Annotated in this window: 15 protein-coding genes and 1 tRNA gene; 11 read left to right on the forward strand and 5 right to left on the reverse strand. The window is 64.3% G+C overall.

Going from position 1 to position 18,840, the window contains the following annotated elements; genetic code table 11:
• The first annotated feature begins 3 nt into the window (after positions 1-3).
• Complete coding sequence (locus BG023_RS10880; RefSeq protein ID WP_069310474.1) at positions 4-1,296, forward strand: bifunctional folylpolyglutamate synthase/dihydrofolate synthase; 1,293 nt, start codon at positions 4-6, stop codon at positions 1,294-1,296.
• Here the strand turns inward: BG023_RS10880 and BG023_RS10885 are convergent.
• Positions 1,293-3,008, reverse strand: a complete 1,716-nt coding sequence (locus BG023_RS10885) for an AmpG family muropeptide MFS transporter (RefSeq protein WP_069310475.1) — start codon at positions 3,006-3,008, stop codon at positions 1,293-1,295. The two genes, BG023_RS10880 and BG023_RS10885, sit on opposite strands and share 4 nt — an antisense overlap.
• 93 nt (positions 3,009-3,101) lie before the next feature.
• Between BG023_RS10885 and BG023_RS10890 the strand changes: the two genes are divergently transcribed.
• The 4 genes from BG023_RS10890 to BG023_RS10905 all read left to right on the forward strand — a co-directional run bounded on the left by BG023_RS10890 (position 3,102) and on the right by BG023_RS10905 (position 7,995).
• On the forward strand, positions 3,102-4,262 hold the full coding sequence (locus BG023_RS10890; protein ID WP_069310476.1) for an aromatic ring-hydroxylating oxygenase subunit alpha: 1,161 nt from the start codon (positions 3,102-3,104) through the stop codon (positions 4,260-4,262).
• A gap of 19 nt (positions 4,263-4,281) precedes the next feature.
• Positions 4,282-5,061 (forward strand): pseudouridine synthase, encoded by a 780-nt coding sequence (locus tag BG023_RS10895; protein ID WP_069310477.1) that lies wholly within the window; start codon positions 4,282-4,284, stop codon positions 5,059-5,061.
• Positions 5,058-5,612 (forward strand): 16S rRNA (guanine(966)-N(2))-methyltransferase RsmD, encoded by a 555-nt coding sequence (rsmD, locus tag BG023_RS10900; RefSeq protein ID WP_069310478.1) that lies wholly within the window; start codon positions 5,058-5,060, stop codon positions 5,610-5,612. Before BG023_RS10895 ends, rsmD begins: the two co-directional genes overlap by 4 nt.
• Before the next feature lie 73 nt (positions 5,613-5,685).
• Positions 5,686-7,995: an ATP-dependent helicase gene (locus tag BG023_RS10905; RefSeq protein WP_069310479.1), complete on the forward strand. Its 2,310-nt coding sequence runs from the start codon at positions 5,686-5,688 to the stop codon at positions 7,993-7,995.
• Positions 7,996-8,184: 189 nt separating this feature from the next.
• Here the strand turns inward: BG023_RS10905 and BG023_RS10910 are convergent, their stop codons facing one another.
• The 3 genes from BG023_RS10910 to BG023_RS10920 all read right to left on the reverse strand — a co-directional run bounded on the left by BG023_RS10910 (position 8,185) and on the right by BG023_RS10920 (position 11,287).
• Positions 8,185-9,045 (reverse strand): sterol desaturase family protein, encoded by an 861-nt coding sequence (locus BG023_RS10910; RefSeq protein ID WP_233992989.1) that lies wholly within the window; start codon positions 9,043-9,045, stop codon positions 8,185-8,187.
• A 38-nt stretch (positions 9,046-9,083) separates the two neighbouring features.
• Complete coding sequence (locus BG023_RS10915; RefSeq protein WP_069310480.1) at positions 9,084-10,502, reverse strand: DEAD/DEAH box helicase; 1,419 nt, start codon at positions 10,500-10,502, stop codon at positions 9,084-9,086.
• A 146-nt stretch (positions 10,503-10,648) separates the two neighbouring features.
• Positions 10,649-11,287, reverse strand: coding sequence for a hypothetical protein (locus BG023_RS10920; RefSeq protein WP_233992990.1), 639 nt, complete (start codon positions 11,285-11,287; stop codon positions 10,649-10,651).
• Positions 11,288-11,385: 98 nt separating this feature from the next.
• Here BG023_RS10920 and BG023_RS10925 point away from each other — a divergent pair, with 98 nt between their 5' ends.
• Positions 11,386-12,855 carry an FAD-binding oxidoreductase gene (locus BG023_RS10925; protein ID WP_069311275.1) on the forward strand — a complete coding sequence of 490 codons (1,470 nt, stop codon included), beginning with the start codon at positions 11,386-11,388 and terminating at the stop codon, positions 12,853-12,855.
• Between the two features lie 108 nt (positions 12,856-12,963).
• Positions 12,964-13,758 (forward strand): SapC family protein, encoded by a 795-nt coding sequence (locus BG023_RS10930; protein WP_069310481.1) that lies wholly within the window; start codon positions 12,964-12,966, stop codon positions 13,756-13,758.
• An 86-nt stretch (positions 13,759-13,844) separates the two neighbouring features.
• Here BG023_RS10930 and BG023_RS10935 read toward each other — a convergent pair whose 3' ends face one another.
• The gene (locus BG023_RS10935; RefSeq protein ID WP_233992991.1) at positions 13,845-14,693 is read right to left on the reverse strand and encodes an N-formylglutamate amidohydrolase; all 849 of its coding nucleotides are present in this window, start codon (positions 14,691-14,693) and stop codon (positions 13,845-13,847) included.
• Between the two features lie 271 nt (positions 14,694-14,964).
• Between BG023_RS10935 and cpdR the strand changes: the two genes are divergently transcribed.
• The 4 genes from cpdR to BG023_RS10955 all read left to right on the forward strand — a co-directional run bounded on the left by cpdR (position 14,965) and on the right by BG023_RS10955 (position 18,834).
• Positions 14,965-15,354 carry a cell cycle two-component system response regulator CpdR gene (cpdR, locus tag BG023_RS10940; RefSeq protein ID WP_069310483.1) on the forward strand — a complete coding sequence of 130 codons (390 nt, stop codon included), beginning with the start codon at positions 14,965-14,967 and terminating at the stop codon, positions 15,352-15,354.
• 87 nt (positions 15,355-15,441) lie between these two features.
• Positions 15,442-15,516, forward strand: a tRNA-Val gene (locus BG023_RS10945).
• 220 nt (positions 15,517-15,736) lie between these two features.
• Positions 15,737-16,960 carry an NADP-dependent isocitrate dehydrogenase gene (locus BG023_RS10950; RefSeq protein ID WP_069310484.1) on the forward strand — a complete coding sequence of 408 codons (1,224 nt, stop codon included), beginning with the start codon at positions 15,737-15,739 and terminating at the stop codon, positions 16,958-16,960.
• A gap of 107 nt (positions 16,961-17,067) precedes the next feature.
• Complete coding sequence (locus BG023_RS10955) at positions 17,068-18,834, forward strand: cation:proton antiporter domain-containing protein (RefSeq protein WP_069310485.1); 1,767 nt, start codon at positions 17,068-17,070, stop codon at positions 18,832-18,834.
• Positions 18,835-18,840 lie beyond the last annotated feature (6 nt).

Below are 18,840 nucleotides of genomic sequence, written 5' to 3' on the forward strand. Positions count from 1 at the left end.
CTCATGCGCGATTTCGGTCGGTCGGACGACCCGCGCGTTCAGGCCCAGCTTGACCGCCTTGCAGCCCTGAGCCTGCCGCAAGGGCGGCTAGGGCTGGAGACGATCCGCGAACTGATGGAGCGGCTCGGCAATCCGCACCGCAAGCTGCCGCCGGTGTTCCATGTTGCGGGGACCAACGGGAAAGGTTCGACCTGCGCCTTCCTGCGCGCGATGCTGGAAGCCGAAGGCTACAAGGTCCACGTCACCACCAGCCCGCACCTGGTGCGCTACAACGAGCGCATCCGCTTGGCAGGCGAACTCATCTCCGACGCGATGCTCGCCGATGTGCTGGAGGAAGTCCTGGATGCCGGAGAGGACCTCGGCCCCAGCTTCTTCGAAGTCACCATTGCCGCCGCCTTCCTCGCCTTCAGCCGCGTCCCCGGCGATGTCTGCGTGGTCGAGGTCGGTATGGGCGGGCGGTTCGATGCCACCAACGTGCTCGAGCCCGAGGCGCTGGCGGCCTGCGGTATTGCTGCGCTCGGCCTCGATCACGAACGCTTCCTGCTCGCGCCAGAGGAGGGCGTGCCCACCGAGCCGATGGCGCGGATCGCCTTCGAGAAGGCGGGGATTGCAAAGAAGAGCGTGCCGCTGGTGACACTCTCCTATCGGCCCGAATCCAACCGCGAGGTGACCGCCGCTGCGGCCCGCGTCGGCGCGCCACTCGCGATGCGAGGGGACGCTTGGGACAGCAAGCTGGAGGCGATGCTGACCTATCGCGACAGCGCAGGCACCTTCACCCTCTCTCGTCCGGCTTTGGCAGGGGCGCATCAAGCCGAGAACGCAGGCCTCGCGCTGGCGATGATCCAGCATCAGGATCGCATCGCCGTTGGCCTGATGGCGATGTCGCGGGGATTGAAGAATGCCCGCTGGCCAGCACGAATGCAGCGCCTTTCCGCCGGTCCGCTGGCAGGCACCCGCGAGGTGTGGCTTGATGGCGGCCACAACCCGCAGGCCGGCGCGATGATCGGCGCGCATTTCGCCGGGCAGCGCCTGCATCTGATAATCGGGATGATCGAGGGCAAGGACCCGACCTCGCTGATCGGACCGCTTGGCCAGACCCTCGCCAGCATCACGGCTGTTCCGGTACCGGGACATGAGTGGCACCCGGCATCCACATTCGGCCCCGGCGCCAAACCGGCACCCGACGTGCCGAGCGCAATGGCAATGCTCCCCGACGATGGACTGCCGGTGCTGGTCGCCGGCTCGCTCTACCTTGCGGGCGAGGTGCTGAGGCTCAATAACGAGTTGCCGGACTAAACCAGTTCTGGCTCCGGCGGAGGCGCATTCTCGGGGCGTCCTGACCGCACCTGCCGCACCCATTCAACGACGCACAACACGACCGCAAACGCGCCGATGGCCGTGGTGAGCAGGAACACGTCGTAATAGCCGCGCTCCTCGATCATCTGGCCGAGCGCGGGCCGTCCCAAAGTCCCCACCAGCATCGTCAGCGAGGACAACAGCGCATACTGCACCGCGCTGTAACCCTTGGCCACAACACTCGAGAGGTAAGCGACGAAGGCCGCCCCGGCGATACCGACGGCGATGTTCTCCGCGCCGATGGCCAGCATGAGTCGCCCCATGCGCTCGTCCGCGCCGAACTGCTCAACAAGCCAGGTGAAGCCGATAAGATCGCTCGCCAGCTGCATCCGTGCCCCGCCCACCGCGAGATCGGCGTAGAGCAGGTTGGTCAACGCCGCGATCACAGCGCCAAGCGTTAGCGTGGTCATGCGGCCGATCACAGTCAGCAGCGTGCCGCCCAGCGCCAGCCCAACGATCAGCGCACCGACGCCGAAAAACTTCGAAGCAATCGCCACCTCGTCCTTGGTGTATTGCAGCTCGCCCAAATAGAACGGGTAGGCAAAGCTCCCCCAGATTGCGTCGGTGATGCGGTAAGAAAGCACCAGCGCGATCACCAGCACTGCAGCCCACTTCAATCGTCCGATGATTTCGGCAAGCGGCAGGATCAGCGCGCGGTAGCCGTGATCGAGCGCGACATCGAACGCACCACTGGCTGGTGCCGCCTCAGCCAGCACGAAACGGCCCTGCTTGCGCATCGCTTCCAGCCAGCCGGCGATGAGACCGGGAATGACAACAGTCGCGATCACAATCAGCGGGCCTATCTGGCTGACGAATTCGGTCGAATCCGGACGCGTCTCGGGCGTTGCGGCGAGCGAGCGGATCATGAAATCGAGCACCGTCACCAGCGCCCAGCCCCACAGCAACGCGACCGCACCCAGCGCATAGGCACGGATGCGCGGCGCGATCTGGCCAGCGGCGCGCAAAGTGCCGAGATTGGCCCGCTCGCTCTCGAGCGCGGCTGCGCTGCGCTCAGCATCGGGAGCGAAGAGGCCAAGGAAGCCCACGAACAACAGGATCGCGCCCATGCTGGCAAAGACGGTCGGCCATCCCATCCGTTCTGCCATAAACAGCGCGAGCGCCCCGCCGACCAGAGCGGCGACACGGTAGCCCATCTGGAACACGGTCGAAAGGATGTCGATCGTCGCCACTTCGTCCGCCACATCGACACGCCATGCATCGATTACCACGTCCTGTGTCGCAGAAGCGAAGGCTCCAATCCCAGCAAGCAACGAGAACACCCCGAGCGAAGACAGCGGATCAAGCGCGGAAAGCAGCACAAGAATGCCCCCGAGCAACAATTGCGCGGTTACGATCCACTGCTTGCGCTTACCCAGCCGCCTGAGAAGGGGAACATCCACGCGGTCAAGCGCGGGCGACCACAGGAACTTGAAGGCATAGGCGAGGCCAATCAGCGAGAACACGCCCATCGTCTCGACATCGACCTGGGCGTCGGTCAGCCACGCATATAGCGTGCCGAGCAGGAGCGCATAAGGCAGCCCGCTGGCGAAACCGAAAAGCAGCACATAGCCGGTCTTGGGATGGCGCAGCGACGCCGCTAGCGTCAGCCAGCGCGACATACGCGAGGGTGTCTCCACGGCAGCGTTGGCCATTTATGCTCCCACAGTCTCCGAGAGCCGAGAGGCGTTTGCTCTCAGCCTGTTTCATGTCACACTAGTCTGGGTCGAGAGGATGAGAAAAGAGCGATGAACGCTGCCACAACAGATATGCCCCGATTGAGTCCGACACCCGGACAACTCGCTCTAGCCGAAGCGATCCGTGATGGGGTTGGCAGGCAAGCGGGCGGGATCCAGACGGTGCCGGCGGCGAACTACACCTGTCCCGATCACTTCGCCCGAGAGAAAGCAGCGCTGTTCGACCGGTTGTCCCAGGTCCTCGCCCCGTCAGCCCTGCTGCCCGAGGCAGGCATGGCTGTGCCGCACGATGCCACGGGACGGCCGCTCCTTGTTACCCGCGACAATGATGGCAAAGCGCATGTCTTCCTAAACGTCTGTCGCCACCGCGGCACACGGCTGGTTGAAGGAAGCGAGGTGCAATGTGCAAAGCGGCTCGTGTGTCCCTATCACGCCTGGACCTACCGGCTCGACGGCGGCTTGATGGCCCTGCCCCGGCCCGAAACCTTCCCAGGGCTCGACAAGGCAGATTATGGCTTGGTCGAACTTCCCAGTCTCGAGGCAGGGGGACTTATCTGGTTTGCGCCGCAAGCGGGTGCCGATTTCGGCGATGCTGCAAAGCTCGGCATCGATCTCGATGCATTCGGCCTGCCACAAGCGCACTTGTTCCGGCGCAAGCTCCACAGCGTGCAGGGCAACTGGAAGCTCATCATGGATGCCTTCCTCGAAAGCTATCACGTTACCCGCCTCCACGCTGCCACCATCGGCCCGTTTTTCAAGGATGGAATCACTGCGGGCGACCAGATCGGCCCGCACCAAAGGTCAGCAGTCGGCCGGCTGGAGGAAATGGAGGGCATCGACCTCACCGACATGGCGCAGCTGCGCCGCGTCGTGACCTTCGCCTACCAGTTGCTCCCCGCGACCATCATCGTGCCCAGCCCGGATTACGTGAACGTGATGGTACTCATGCCGCAGGCCGCCGATCGGACGATGGTCGAAGATTTCATGCTGATCCCTGAAGCACCCCAGAGCGAAAAAGCGCTGGCACATTGGGAAAGGAGCTGGAACCTGCTCGATGGCGGGGTCTTCGCCTCGGAGGATTTCCGCGCGGCCGAGCTTGGCCAACAAGGTCTGGCGAGCGGCGCTGTGAGCCATATCACGCTCGGCACGCTCGAAGGCGGTATCGCGCGGTTCGACCAGATTGTCAGCGAAGCCTTGCGGGCGGCCAATTGAGCGCCTAGGCCGCGCGGCCATGCCCACCCAGCCCCCCCGCTCCGCTGACCGCCCCGATGGCGACCGTATCGCCAAGCTGCTCGCCCGCGCGGGCGTCGCCAGCCGCCGCGAGGTCGAACGCATGATTGCCGAAGGGCGCGTGGCGATCGAGGGCAAGCCCGTCACGACCCCCGCCACGATCCTCACCAGCCTCAAGGGTGTGACCGTTGACGGCAATCCCGTGGCCGCGGCCGAGGCAACCCGCCTTTTTGCCTTCCACAAGCCGACAGGCCTGATCACCGCCGAGCGTGATCCTGCGGGCCGGCCGACGATCTATACCGCGCTGCGTAACGCCCTGCCCAAAGGCACGCCGCGGCTCATGCCGATCGGGCGGCTCGACCTTAATACCGAAGGGCTACTGCTGCTCACCAATGACGGCGGCATCAAGCGCACGCTTGAACTGCCTGCGTCAGGCATCCCGCGCACCTATCGCGCGCGCGCCTTTGGCGAAGTTACGCAGGCCCAGCTTGAAGACCTGATGGACGGGGTCGAGATCGAAGGCGTGCGCTACGGCTCGATCGACGCCAATCTCGAACGCTCTTCAGGCCGCAACCTGTGGATCGAGATGACCATCACCGAAGGCAAGAACCGCGAAGTGCGGCGCGTGCTCGAATTTCTCGGCCTCAAGGTCAATCGCCTGATCCGCATCGGCTATGGTCCGTTCCACCTCGGCGATCTGCCCCGCGGTCAGGCGGTCGAACTGAAGGGCAAGCCGGTCGAACGCTTTCTTGGCGATCTCGCCAAAGGGCAGAAGCGGTGAGAATCATCACCGGCCAGTGGCGCGGGCGCAAGCTGGTCGCCCCCAAGGGCGATGCCACCCGTCCGACCGCCGACCGGATGCGCGAGACACTTTTCGCGATGCTGATCAGCCGGCTCGGCAGCCTCGAAGGCTTGCAGGTGGCCGACCTGTTTGCGGGTTCGGGCGCGCTTGGGCTGGAAGCGCTTTCGCGCGGGGCGGCCACCTGCCTGTTCGTGGAACAAGACCGCGCCGCGCTTGATGCTATCCGTACCAATATCGCGACTCTCGGAGCGCAGACCAAGGCGCGGGTGGAAACCGGGTCAGCGACGCAATTGCGCGCGGCCACCGCACCGCTCGATCTGATCCTGCTCGATCCGCCCTATCACTCGGGCGCGGGTGAAGTGGCTCTTGACCGGTTGCTGCGGCTCGGATGGATCGGGCCGCAGACCTGGGTCAGCCTCGAAACCGCATTCAACGAAGACCCCGTCATCAAGGGACTTACGCTGGATGCGGAACGGAAGGTCGGCAAAGGCAAGCTCAGCCTGCTGCGGCTCGATCCCGCCGCGCTCTGAGGCGGTCGGTCGATAAGCGCGATGCCGCAGCTTGCCCGCCGCGGCATTGTTCCCTACCTGTTCACCTGATCCGATGAGCACCAACCTGCCCTCTTCCGCCCCGCAGGCGCATGACTCCGTCCCTGCCTATGCGGCGCGGCTCAATCCCGCGCAGCGGGCGGCGGTGCTGGCGACCGAAGGGCCGGTGCTGATGCTGGCAGGGGCCGGCACGGGCAAAACCGCAGCGCTCACCTCCCGCCTCGCCCATCTGGTGGCGACCGGCCGCGCCTATCCCTCGCAGATCCTGTGTGTCACCTTCACCAACAAGGCGGCTAAGGAAATGCGTGAGCGGGTCGCTCACCATCTCGGCCCTCAAGCCGAAGGGCTGCCGTGGCTCGGCACCTTCCATTCGATCTGCGCCAAGATGCTGCGCCGCCATGCCGAACTGGTTGGCCTCCAGCACAATTACACCATCATCGACACAGACGATCAGCTGCGGCTGCTGAAGCAGCTCATCGCCGAGGCGGACCTTGACGAGAAACGCTGGCCCGCTCGTCAGCTGGCGGGTCTGATCGACCGCTGGAAGAACCGCGGACTCAACCCCGGCGATCTCGATGCGGTCGAGAACGAGGCCTATGCCAATGGTCGCGGCGCGGCGCTGTACGGACGCTATCAGGAGCGGTTGAAGGCACTCAACGCCTGCGATTTCGGCGATCTGATGCTGCACATGCTGAACATCCTGCGGCAGCACCCGGACATCCTCGCCGATTACCAGCGCCGCTTCCGCTACATCATGGTGGACGAGTATCAGGACACCAACGCGGTCCAGTATCTTTGGCTCCGCCTGCTCGCACAGCAGCACAAGAACATCTGCGTCGTCGGCGACGATGACCAGTCGATCTATTCGTGGCGCGGGGCCGAGGTGGCCAATATCCTGCGTTTCGAGAAGGATTTTCCGGGCGCGGAAGTGATCCGGCTTGAGCAGAACTATCGCTCCACTCCGCATATCCTTGGCGCGGCATCAGGCCTGATCCGCGCCAATTCGCAGCGTCATGACAAGACCTTATGGACCGAGCTCAACGGCGGCGAAAAGGTCAAGGTCATCGGCGTGTGGGACGCGCCAGAGGAAGCGCGCCGGGTGGGCGAAGCGATCGAGCGGCTCGAACGCGAAGGCGCCCCGCTCGACCGGATCGCGATCCTCGTGCGTGCACAGTATCAGACCCGCGAATTCGAAGACCGCTTCATCCAGATCGGGATCGCTTACCGCATCATCGGCGGTTTCCGCTTCTACGAGCGCGCCGAAATCCGCGATGCGCTGGCCTATCTGCGCCTGATCGCCCAGCCACAGGATGACCTCGCCTTCGAGCGGATACACAACCAGCCCAAGCGCGGGCTTGGCGCCAAGGCGCTGGAACAGATGCACAGCCACGCGCGCCGCACCGGCCTGCCGCTCGCTGCCGCAGCGCTGCAACTGGCTGACAGCGACGAATTGCCCAAGCGCGCCGCGATCACCATCGGCGGGTTGATGCGGCAGTTCCTCGCCTGGCGCGAGGCAGCCGAGACACTTACCCCTGCCAACCTGCTGCGCCTCGTGCTCGAGGAATCGGGCTACAACGCCATGCTTGCGGGCGACCGCACGCCCGAAAGCGCAGGCCGCGCGGAGAACCTCTCCGAACTCGCCCGCGCGATGGAGGAGTACGAGACCCTCGGCGATTTCCTCGAACACGTCAGCCTGGTCATGGACAATGACCGCGCCAACGAGGGTGAGACCGTGACGATCATGACGATCCACGCCGCCAAGGGACTGGAGTTCGACAACGTGTTCTGCGTCGGCTGGGAAGAAGGCGTGTTCCCCACGCAGCGCGCGATCGACGAAGGCGGGCTCGCCAGCCTCGAAGAGGAGCGCCGCCTAGCCTATGTCGCCATCACCCGCGCGCGGCGGCATTGCACCATCATCCACGCAGCAAACCGCCGGATCTACGGACAGTGGACAAGCTCGATCCCCTCGCGCTTCATCGAGGAGCTGCCGGCCGAGCATATCGATCAGGAAAGCACGCTTAGCGGGGGCGCATCGCTATGGCGGGCGAATTGGCGCGAGCAGGAAGATCCTTTCGCTCATGTCGCACGCGACTACCAGTCGAAGGCACAAACCCGCGGCCCCGGCTGGCAACGCGCCCTGACCTCGGGATATGAGACTAAACCGGCCCGTGTGCGCGAGAACACACGCTCGGCGGCGAGCTTCGCTGCCCCTGCCCGTTCGGACGTCGCAATCGGTGCGATGGTTTCACACGCCAAATTCGGAACCGGCTGCGTGATCGATCAGGAGGGCAACAAGCTCACCATCCTGTTCGAAGAGGTGGGCGAAAAGCGCGTCCTCGATAGCTTCGTCACCGTGGTGGGATAAGCGAAGCCGTGGCGCTCCCCGATCTGGCCGAATTTCTCACCATACCGGGTCTGAAGCCGCCTCTGGGGCAACATTGGACATGGTGGGTCCTGTGGCTGATTTGGACCGGGTTCTGGATCGCGCTTTTAGGACTGGCGATTTACGTCGTGGCCACAAAGGTGATGGCCTGACCAAGAGACTGGCGGTGCGTCACCCGCTCGATGCCGGCTGCTCGCTCGCAACTTCGGCAGGTCGTGCACGCCAGTAACGCTTCTCGAACGGCCGAGCGAGTTCGCCGAGCAGGCCGCGGGTGCCTTCGGCGATACCGGTTTCGCAATTGAGGTACGGCGTGGGATCCACATAGGTGCCGAACAACTGATCCCACATCGTCACGGTGTTCCCGTAATTCGCGCCCATCAGCTGTTCGTCGCGGATGTGGTGCAGGCGATGAGCGGCGGGCGAGATCAGAACCGAGCCGAACCGCCCGAGTGTCCAGGGCACATCCGCATGGATGAAATAACCCCAAGCGGTCCGCATCATCATCGCCACGATAATCGCACCAATGGGCAGGCCGAGAAGCAGCACCGGCACGAGATCGATGATCATGCTGAACGCCTCGCCGAACGGATGCTTGCGGCGAAGGCTAAGCCAGTTCATCGCCTCGTCGGCATGATGCGTGGCGTGGATTGGCCAAAGCGTGCGGCTATGCTCGAAACGGTGGCGCCAATAGGCGGCAAAATCGACGATCACGATCGCGGCGAAAACCGCCAAACCGAACGGAATCGCCTCCCAGAAACCGACCAGCGCATCCGGCCGCGGCACGATATCGCGGCCCGCCGCGACCGGCACCGCCAAAAGCGGCACAGTCACCAGCGCGTTGAAGGTCAGGATACCGAGATTGGTCTTGATCTCGTGCCACGCGGCCTTGAAAGCGGCGAGTACCTCGGCCCGCTTCATCACGGCGGCAAGCAGCATGAACGGCCCAGCCGCGATCAGCAGGCCGTTTGTCGTGGATTGCGCAGATTCGAAAATGCTCTGGATCACGCGGAAGGCATAGCACAGCTTCGCCAAGAAAGCGTTAAGTAAGCCTTCTCAACGATCAAGCAGTCTCAACCAAAGCCGACATCCAGAAAGCTCGGGCGCGGACCGTTCCATTCGCCCGCGGGCACCGGCTCGGTATCCTCGTGATGGCGACGGGGCTTGCGATCAGCCTTGGCTTCGCTGCGTGGTGCAGCGCGTTCAGCGCGGACTTCTTCCTTGTCGCGGCGCGGCTTGCGCGCGCGGTCATCGCGATCATCGCTGGAACGGCGCGGACGGCGCTCCTCACGCTTCTCTTCGACGTCCACAGTGTCGATCTGATCCGCTTTGGCGGCTTCGGCGCGGGCCAGCATCTCGCTGAGGTCAACCCGCACATCTTCCTTGCCGAACACCTTGATGGCATTGCCGGTCAGCTTCTCGACATTGGCGATCGCCTCAGCGTCTTCTTCCGACACAAAGGTGAAGGCCCGCCCCTTGGCGCCTGCACGGCCAGTGCGGCCGATGCGGTGGACGTAATCATCCGGGTGCCAGGGCGTATCGAAGTTGAAGACGTGACTCACACCCTTGATGTCGAGGCCGCGCGCCGCAACGTCCGAGGCGACGAGGATGTTGACCTCGCCCGCCTTGAAGCGCTCGAGCTCCTTGATCCGGCTGCCCTGATCCATGTCGCCATGGATCTCGCTCGACCGGAAGCCGTGACGCTTGAGGCTCTGGTTGAGCTCGCGCACGGTTGTCTTGCGGTTGGCAAAGATGATCGCGGTTTCGACCAGATCGTTCTCGAGGAACCAGCGCAGCGTCTCGCGCTTGGCACGGCTCTTCACCGGAACCTTGAAGGTGGTGATATCCGCATTGGTCGAGGCCGCACGATTGACTTCGATCCGCTTGGGATTGTTGAGGAACTTCTTGGCGAGCTTCTCGATCGGCGGCGGCATTGTGGCCGAAAACAGCATCGTCTGGCGGGTTTCGGGCAGCTTGGAGCAGATGAACTCGATATCGGGGATGAACCCCATGTCGAGCATTCGGTCAGCCTCGTCGATCACCAGCAGTTCGCAGCCGTTGAGCATAATCTTGCCGCGCTCGAACAGGTCCATCAACCGGCCCGGCGTGGCAATCAGAACGTCGACACCGTCCGACAAAGCCTTGAGCTGATCGCCCATCTGCACGCCGCCGATGAGCAGCGCCATTTTGAGATCATGGTTCTTGCCGTACTTCTCGAAGTTCTCGGCGACCTGGGCGGCAAGTTCGCGGGTGGGTTCAAGGATCAGAGACCGGGGCATCAGCGCCCGGCGGCGACCGGCGGCCATGACGTCGATCATTGGCAGCACGAAGCTCGCGGTCTTGCCGGTCCCGGTCTGCGCGATGCCGATGAGATCTTTCATCATCAGCACGGTCGGGATCGCCTGCGCCTGGATCGCGGTCGGCGTAGTGTAGCCCGCGTCCTCGACGGCTTTGAGCAATTCGGGCGAAAGGCCGAGATCGGCGAAGGTCATGCTTTGTGTGGTGTCCGAAAAATAGCGGGCAGACGTGCTGCCGGGATTGCTGGCCTGCCGCGCGGATAAGCGCTGCTTCAGGCCGCCGCGCCTTTCCCGCAAACCCGGGCAAAAGTCAAGGAATCGCGCGGGGCCGGCAGAGATGGTTAGTCGCGGACCTCGACCAACTGCCGCATGGCTTCCACCTCGCAGCGCGCACCGGTGCGCGATTGCAGCTTGTCGCGTTCAACGCACAGCCGTCCGTCCTTGTTCTTCTCGACGTAAAAGCCGGAATAGAAGTCACGGGCGCGGCAGGATTTTTCGAGGTTTACCGAGATCATGCGCTGATCGCGCAGAAACAGCACCAGACGATTGCCGCTCCCGGTCTGGACCCCGGCGATACCCTCGAGCGGCAGGCACTTTTCCTTGTCGCGCTCCTCGAACCGCGGCGCGGCTGCGCGCCGGGGCAGTTCTGCAACCATCGACTGGCGCGCCGCCATGGGCTGCGGGGTAATGCGGATCATCACCCGCTGTTCGATCCGGACCTGCTGCGCGCTGGCGCGATCATGGAACGCCGTCAACGCATTGGGGAGAAGCGGAGCGTCCCGCATGGCGCCCGGCGCGTTATTCGGAGCAGAGGCCGATGGCAAAGCGCGCTCTCCAGGCGCATTCACCCCTGCCGTGATCGGCAGTATCAGTGCCAGCGGCACCGCCAAGGCGAACAGGCTTTGCATGGGGCGAAGAATTCTCTCCAAACAAAGGAGAAGGTTGCAGCGACTTGCGCGTCCCTTCTCCGCATCGGGCATCCGCCTTAGCAGCAGGAATTGAACAGTGGGTGAATTGCGCGAAGGGCCTGCCTGAAACCGGTGGCATATTGAGACTCAAGTGTGGCATGGAGGCCACAATGACTCACACCTCCATTGCAACTTCTGACGCCGCCGCGCGCCAAGCGTTTCTGGACGAAGCCACCGCGCTGCTTGGCCCGCGCGGGTTGACGACCGATCATGAACGGATGGACGCCTGGCTGACCGATTGGCGCGGACGCTATACTGGGCGGGCGCTCGCCCTAGCCTCGCCCGGCTCAGCGACCGAAGTCGCCGCACTGGTCAAGCTGTGCGCTGCGCATGGCGTGCCGATCGTGCCTCAGGGCGGCAACAGCGGGATGGCTGGCGGCGCGACACCGGATACGACCGGCACTGCGATCGTGCTGTCACTGAGGCGAATGGACCGGATCCGCAACCTTGATCCCGAAGCAGGCATGGTGGTGTGCGAAGCGGGGGTGATCCTCCAGCATCTCCACGACGCGGCAGAGGCTGCGCAAATGCGCTTCCCGCTTACCCTCGGCGGCAAGGGTTCGGCGACGATCGGCGGCCTCATCTCCACCAATGCCGGCGGCACGCAGGTGCTGCGACACGGAACCATGCGCGCGCAGGTGCTGGGACTCGAGGCGGTGCTGGCCGACGGTACGCTGATCGATCTGCTGACGCCGCTCAAGAAGGACAATCGCGGGTTCGATCTCAAACAACTGCTTATCGGCTCCGAGGGCACGCTCGGGATCGTTACCGCAGCGACCTTGCGTCTGCTGCCCGCGCCGATCGGCCGGGCGACCGCGTGGGTCGGCCTTGGCGGCATCATCGAAGCGCGCACGCTTCTCGGCCGGATGGAGCGCGCGCTGGGCGATGCGCTCGAAGGCTTCGAAGTGGTTCCAGAGCATTGCCTTGCGAGCGTCCTAGCCCACCTGCCGCAAGCCCGCGCGCCGCTGGCCGAGCGTCATCCGTGGAACGCGCTGATCGAATGCGTTTCGCCAAGCCGTGATGGCGATGCTCTTAGCGCAGCTCTCGGGGAAGCACTTGCCGATGCGCTCGAGGAAGGGCTGATCGGCGACGCGGTGCTCGCCGCCAACGATAGCCAGGCCGAGGACTTCTGGACCTTGCGGGATTCGATCTCTGCGGCCGAGCGTGCGCTTGGTCCGGCGATGCAGCATGACATCTCCGTGCCGGTCGAAAAGATGCCCGAGTTTATTCTCGCGGCCTCGCCTGCCATCGAAGCCGCCTTCCCCGGCACCTGTGCGGTCGCCTTCGGGCACCTTGGCGATGGCAACGTCCACTTCCATGTGCTGGCCCCTAAAGGCGCCGTGCGCGGCGCGTGGGAGGAGGCCGAAGGCAAGGCGGTGAGCGCGCAGGTCTATGATCTGGTGACCCAGTGGGGCGGATCGATCAGTGCCGAACACGGCATCGGGCAGATGAAGGTCGACGAGCTTGCTCGCCTGCACGATCCAGCGGCACTGGCGCTGATGCGGCGGGTGAAAGCGGCGCTCGACCCGCAAGGTCTGCTCAATCCGGGGAAACTGCTGCACGCTGCTCCGCATCCCTGACCCTCTCGGCTTGCGCGGCGGCGAGCAAACGCCTAAGGGCCGCGCTTTCGGCGGGGCGCGCTCTGCCGAGGGGATCTTTCACCACCGATTTTTTCCGGAGACGACGTCATGGCCAGCGCGCCGCAACCGCAACTTCCGCTGTTCTACAAGGACCTTCTGCCGCTCAACAGCCGTGACCATGCGGACTGGAAGGCCGGGACGCTCGAAAGCGCTGCCTTTCTGGCTTCGACCCACGCCATTCCGGTAACGTCGGACGAGTTCGTCGATGCCCAGCGGCACTTCCCGATCGTCTTCACCGCGGGCGACAATCCGATTCCGATCGCGCTGTTCGGCCTCAACGAAGGCGTGAACACCTTCGTCGGCGACGATATGAAGATCAACGAGCTGGTCTATCTGCCCGCCTACGTGCGCCGCTATCCCTTCATCCTTGCCAAGCTCCAGCCGACCAGCGACGACATGTCGCTGTGCTTCGACCCGAGCGCGAACCTGCTCGGCAAGTTCGACCAGGGCCTCGAGCTGTTCGACGGCGCCGGCCAGCCGACCGAGTACACGCAGGGCGTGCTCGAATTCTGCCGCCGCTTCGAGGAAGCCGGTCAGCGCACCAAGATGTTCATGGACGAGCTCGCCAAGCTCGACATCCTGATGGATGGCGAGATCGCCATCACCCGCAACGACATGCCCGACAAGCCGTTCATCTATCGCGGCTTCCGCATGGTGGACGAGAACAAGCTGCGCGAACTTTCGGCCGAAACGCTGGATGGCCTCGCCAAGAACGGCATGCTTATGCTGATTTACGCCCACCTGTTCTCGCTGAACCTGATGCGCGTCGTATTCGAGCGTCAGCTGGCGCAGGGCAAGGTGCCAATGACCGCAGAAGGCGCTCCGGCTCCGGCGCTCAACTGATGCGATCCGGGGCTGCGGCCCCGGTCATCACGGAAAAGCGGGCAGGTCGGCACACGTCGCCTGCCCGTTTTGTTTTGGGGATGTTGCTATTCGGCGGCCTGACGCAGGCCCTCGCCGCCCCCGAGCAGCGCGGTTTCCGATCCCAGTTCGCGGACCAGCGCCGCCAGCGCGGCGGCCATCGAAGGCAGGCCTGCGCCGGGCTCGGCAAGCTGGCGGTCGAGATAGGTCGCGCGGCATACCTCGACTTGGAGCGCATGAACGCCAGCCTGCGGCGCGCCGTGGCGATCGAGCACGTAGCCGCCCGAATAGGGCCGGTTCTGCGCCGCCGGAAACCCGCGCCCTTCGAGATGCGTGAGCGCACGTCCCATCAATAGCCCGTGGCACGACGCCCCGAAGCGGTCGCCGAGCACGATTACCGGCGCCTGCGATTCACCGTCTGCCGGACGCAGCGGCGGCATCGAATGCAGATCGATCAGCAGCGCCGCGCCCCACTCCGCGCGGATTCTGGCAAGCTCAGCGCCGAGCGCTTGGTGATAGGCCCGGTGGATACCGTCAATCCGCGCCGCAAGCTCATCGGGCGCCAGCCGCCCGCGCCAAATCTCGCCTGCCCCCGGCAAGCGCCGCGGCACAAGACCAAGACCGCTGCGTGCACGAGCATTGCTACGATGGCTCGTCGAAACCTCATGCCCCGCCGGTCGCCCGCCTTCGACCATATCCCAGTCGATATCGTCTTCAGCGCGGTTGAGATCGAGCATTGCGCGCGGCGCATTGGCGATCAGCAATCCGGCGCCGGTCTGCCGCGCAATCTCGATCCCGAGCCGGTCGACATGACGATCTTCCAAGCGGAGCTGCGCCAGCCCCGGATCGCGCATCCGCGCCACCAGCGCAGGCGGATAGGCGCGCCCTGCGTGCGGCACGGCAATGAGAACAGGCAAGCGCAGTTGCGTAGGAGCCGCCAAGGTAAACGCTGGCGCATCGCCCAGCCCCGGCACGGATCCTCCTGTGGCAGGCACACGCAGACCGCGGTGTGCGGCGGGGTTGTGGCTGTTGCGGGATGAGGACGACATGGCCATCGTTAGCTGCCGCCTTTGCGCCCCCCTGTCAAAGCCTGATCGCACCGAACCGAGCGCCCGCTTGCCCCTTCATCGGGACCGGATCGGGAACAGGCACAAAGATTTCTTAAGCCGGTTGTGCTAACCCGCCTGCATGACATCGACACGCACCCCCCGCATCCTGCTCGCCGAAGACGAGGACGCGATGCGCGCCTATCTCGAACGGGCGCTGACAAATGCCGGTTATGACGTGAGCGCGGTGGATCGCGGCACCGAAGCCGTGCCCCTGCTGGAAACCGGCGATTTCGATCTGTTGCTGTCCGACATCGTCATGCCGGAGATGGACGGGATCGAGCTTGCGCAGCGCTGCGCCGAGGTCTCGCCGCGCACAAAGGTGATGTTCATCACCGGGTTTGCCGCCGTGAGTCTGCGCGCCAGTCGCGAACAGCCAACCGCCAAAGTGCTGTCCAAGCCTTTTCACCTGCGCGATCTGGTGCTGGAAGTTGAGCGCGTGTTCGAAGAGGCAGGCGAAGCGCGGGCCTGAAATTCAGCGCCGAATCGCTTGCACCTTGCAAGGGCCTGCGTTAAGGGCCGCCTCCGCTTCGGCAACGAGGCGCCGATCCGATGGTGTGGGCGTATAGCTCAGTGGTAGAGCACTATGTTGACATCGTAGGGGTCGCAAGTTCAATCCTTGCTACGCCCACCATCGGCTAAAACGAGACAGCCCGCCCCTCCGGCGGGCTTTTTTGTGTCCTGCACACGCCGCAATGGCTGTTGCGTTTCATTCGCAGCCCCCGCGCTTGCAAGCCCCCGTACCTCTGCTAAAGCCGCGGCGGGATCTTTGGGCCTTGGACGGGCCCGCAACAGCTTCCTGTCGATCATGCACAGTCCCGCGCAGACGGGGCAAGAAGGATAGGGCAACAGCCATGCAGAAAATCAAAGTCGCCAATCCCGTCGTCGAACTCGACGGCGATGAGATGACCCGCATCATTTGGCAGTGGATTCGCGAAAGGCTGATCCTGCCCTACCTCGATGTCGATCTGAAATATTACGATCTGTCGATCGAGAACCGCGATGCGACCGACGATCAGGTGACGATCGATTCCGCCAACGCGATCAAGCAGTATGGCGTCGGTGTGAAGTGCGCGACCATCACCCCGGACGAAGCGCGCGTCGAAGAGTTCGGCCTCAAGAAGATGTGGAAGTCGCCCAACGGCACGATCCGCAACATCCTTGGCGGCGTCGTGTTCCGCGAACCGATCGTGATCGACAACGTGCCGCGCCTGGTGCCGGGCTGGACCGATCCGATCGTTGTCGGCCGTCACGCCTTCGGTGACCAGTACCGTGCGACCGACACGCTAATCCCCGGCCCGGGCAAGCTGCGCCTTGTGTTCGACGGCGAGGACGGCACCAAGATCGATCTCGACGTGTTCGACTTCCCCAGCGCCGGCGTGGCGATGGCGATGTACAACCTCGACGATTCGATCCGCGACTTTGCCCGATCGAGCTTCAACTACGGCCTCAACCTTGGCTGGCCGGTGTACCTCTCGACGAAGAACACGATCATGAAGGCCTATGACGGGCGCTTCAAGGATCTGTTCCAGGAGGTATTCGACACCGAAGGCTTCGCCGAGAAGTTCAAGGAAAAGGGCATCGTCTACGAACACCGCCTGATCGACGACATGGTCGCCTCGGCCCTGAAGTGGTCGGGCAAGTTTGTGTGGGCGTGCAAGAACTACGATGGCGACGTGCAGTCCGACACCGTGGCACAGGGCTTCGGCTCGCTCGGCCTGATGACCTCGGTGCTGATGACCCCGGACGGCAAGACCGTGGAAGCCGAAGCTGCGCACGGCACCGTCACCCGCCACTATCGCCAGCACCAGCAGGGCAAGGCGACTTCGACCAACCCGATCGCTTCGATCTTCGCCTGGACCCGCGGACTGATGTATCGCGGCAAGTTCGACAACACGCCGGACGTGGTGAAGTTCGCCGAAACGCTCGAGCGCGTCTGCATCGCCACGGTCGAAAAGGGTTACATGACCAAAGACCTCGCGCTGCTGATTGGCCCGGGCCAGGCATGGCAGACCACCGAGCAGTTCTTCGAAACGATCGTCGAGAACCTCGAGAAGGAAATGGCCAGCTGGGCCTGATCCGGCGAGCGGCATGACATCCAGAGCCGGGCGGACCGATGTCCGTCCGGCTTTTTATTGCGCGCGGGACGGGTGACAGCCTCGTCCCGCCCCGTTAAGCCTTGGGTGTGGCTGGCGAACTAACCCTCTCCCCCGTCCTCTCGGACGCGCTGGTGATCCTCGGCGCTGCGGGAATCGTCATCCCGCTTTTCGCCCGGTTCCGCATCACGCCGATCATCGGTTTCATCCTGATCGGGGTGCTGGTCGGGCCTTCAGGCCTCGGCTCGCTGGTCGATGAGCATCCATGGCTATACTATATAACCATCACGAATGTGGTGAGATTGGTGCCATTCGCGGATTTCGGCATCGTCCTGCTGCTGTTCGCGATCGGGCTCGAGCTGTCGTTCAACCGCCTGTGGGAGATGCGCCGCCTGGTGTTCGGACTCGGCGCGCTTGAGGTCATTATCAGCGGCGGCGCCCTGGCGCTGTTCGTGGGGCTGGCGAGCGGCCTTTCGTTCACGGCGGCGCTGGCATTGGGCTTCGCGCTCGCCTTCTCCTCGACCGCGATCGTCCTTCCCATCAGCGGCACCAAGTCGCCGGTAGGGCGGGCGGCACTGTCGATGCTGCTGTTCGAGGACATCATGATCGTGCCGATCATCTTCATCCTCGGCGCGCTCGCGCCCAATGCGGCCGATGCGGGGTGGAGCGGAATGGTCCGCACCCTGTGGCAAGGCGGGCTGGTGGTGGCGGTGTTGCTGGTGGTGGGCCGCCTCGCCCTTCCCCGTCTGTTCGCGCAGGCCGCGCGCACCAAAAGCCCCGAGTTGTTCCTTGCCGCCTCGCTGCTGGTGGTAATCGGCGCAAGCCTTGCCACTGCAATCGTCGGCCTCTCGCCCATTGTCGGCGCGCTGATCGCGGGGCTGCTGATCGCCGAGACCGAGTACCACACCGAGGTCGAGCTGATCATGGCACCGTTCAAGGGCCTCGCGCTCGGCGTGTTCCTGATCACTGTGGGCATGAGCATCAATCTGGTCGAGATCAGCGCTCAGATCGGCACGATCACACTCGCGGTGGTCGGCGTGCTGGTGTTCAAGGCGCTGGTCACCGGGGTCTCGCTGCGGTTGATGGGGGCGCGGCGCAGCACGGCGGCAGAGACCGGGCTGCTGATGGCCTCGCCCAGCGAGACCACGCTGATCGTGCTTGCTGCTGCCACCAGCGCGCTGGTGCTCGATCCCGAGACCGCACGGTTCTGGCAGACCGTCACCGCCATCGGCCTCACCATCACGCCGCTGCTTGCCAAGCTCGGCGAAGTGCTGGCACGCCGGGTCGACGGGGTTGCGGCACCGCTCGAGGATGAACTCGGTGATACCGCACGCACGATCATCGTCGGCGGCGGACGGGTCGGGCGGTTGGTGGCCGACATGATGACCGCGCATGGCAAGCCCTATGTCATGCTCGATTCCAATCCCGATCTGATCGCCCGGGCCAAGCGTGACGGCTATCGCGCGACCTTCGGTGATGCCGCGCGCGGGGATGCCCTGTCGCGGCTCGGCATCGAGATATCACCTGCCGTGGTGCTGACGATGGACGAGCCCGTGCTGGCGCAGCGGATCGTCACCCGCCTGCGCCAGACCTATCCGAACCTTCTGATCGTCGCCCGCGCGCGCGACACCGACCACGCGGCCGAACTCTACCGCGCAGGCGCAAGCCATGCCGTACCCGAAACGCTCGAGGCATCGCTCCAGCTATCCGAAGCCGTGCTGGTCGATATCGGCGTCGCGATGGGCCCGGTGATCGCCTCGATCCACGCCAAGCGCGACGAATATCGCGAACAGCTTGAGCGCGACGGTGGCCTCAGCGAAAAGCCGAAGCTGCGGACGACGAGGGTGGAAAGCTAGGCCCTG

It is taken from the genome of Porphyrobacter sp. LM 6, from assembly GCF_001720465.1.
In the GTDB taxonomy this organism is placed as follows: domain Bacteria; phylum Pseudomonadota; class Alphaproteobacteria; order Sphingomonadales; family Sphingomonadaceae; genus Erythrobacter.

Excerpts from the sequence above, each read along its gene's own strand:
- BG023_RS10880 (WP_069310474.1), top strand. The coding sequence starts at position 4 with ATGCGCGATTTCGGTCGGTCGGACGACCCGCGCGTTCAGGCCCAGCTT.
- BG023_RS10895 (WP_069310477.1), top strand. The coding sequence starts at position 4,282 with ATGCCCACCCAGCCCCCCCGCTCCGCTGACCGCCCCGATGGCGACCGT.
- BG023_RS10930 (WP_069310481.1), top strand. The coding sequence starts at position 12,964 with ATGGCCAGCGCGCCGCAACCGCAACTTCCGCTGTTCTACAAGGACCTT.
- BG023_RS10890 (WP_069310476.1), top strand. The coding sequence starts at position 3,102 with ATGAACGCTGCCACAACAGATATGCCCCGATTGAGTCCGACACCCGGA.
- BG023_RS10885 (WP_069310475.1), bottom strand. The coding sequence starts at position 3,008 with ATGGCCAACGCTGCCGTGGAGACACCCTCGCGTATGTCGCGCTGGCTG.
- BG023_RS10950 (WP_069310484.1), top strand. The coding sequence starts at position 15,737 with ATGCAGAAAATCAAAGTCGCCAATCCCGTCGTCGAACTCGACGGCGAT.
- BG023_RS10915 (WP_069310480.1), bottom strand. The coding sequence starts at position 10,502 with ATGACCTTCGCCGATCTCGGCCTTTCGCCCGAATTGCTCAAAGCCGTC.
- cpdR (WP_069310483.1), top strand. The coding sequence starts at position 14,965 with ATGACATCGACACGCACCCCCCGCATCCTGCTCGCCGAAGACGAGGAC.
- BG023_RS10905 (WP_069310479.1), top strand. The coding sequence starts at position 5,686 with ATGAGCACCAACCTGCCCTCTTCCGCCCCGCAGGCGCATGACTCCGTC.
- BG023_RS10925 (WP_069311275.1), top strand. The coding sequence starts at position 11,386 with ATGACTCACACCTCCATTGCAACTTCTGACGCCGCCGCGCGCCAAGCG.
- BG023_RS10920 (WP_233992990.1), bottom strand. The coding sequence starts at position 11,287 with ATGCCCGATGCGGAGAAGGGACGCGCAAGTCGCTGCAACCTTCTCCTT.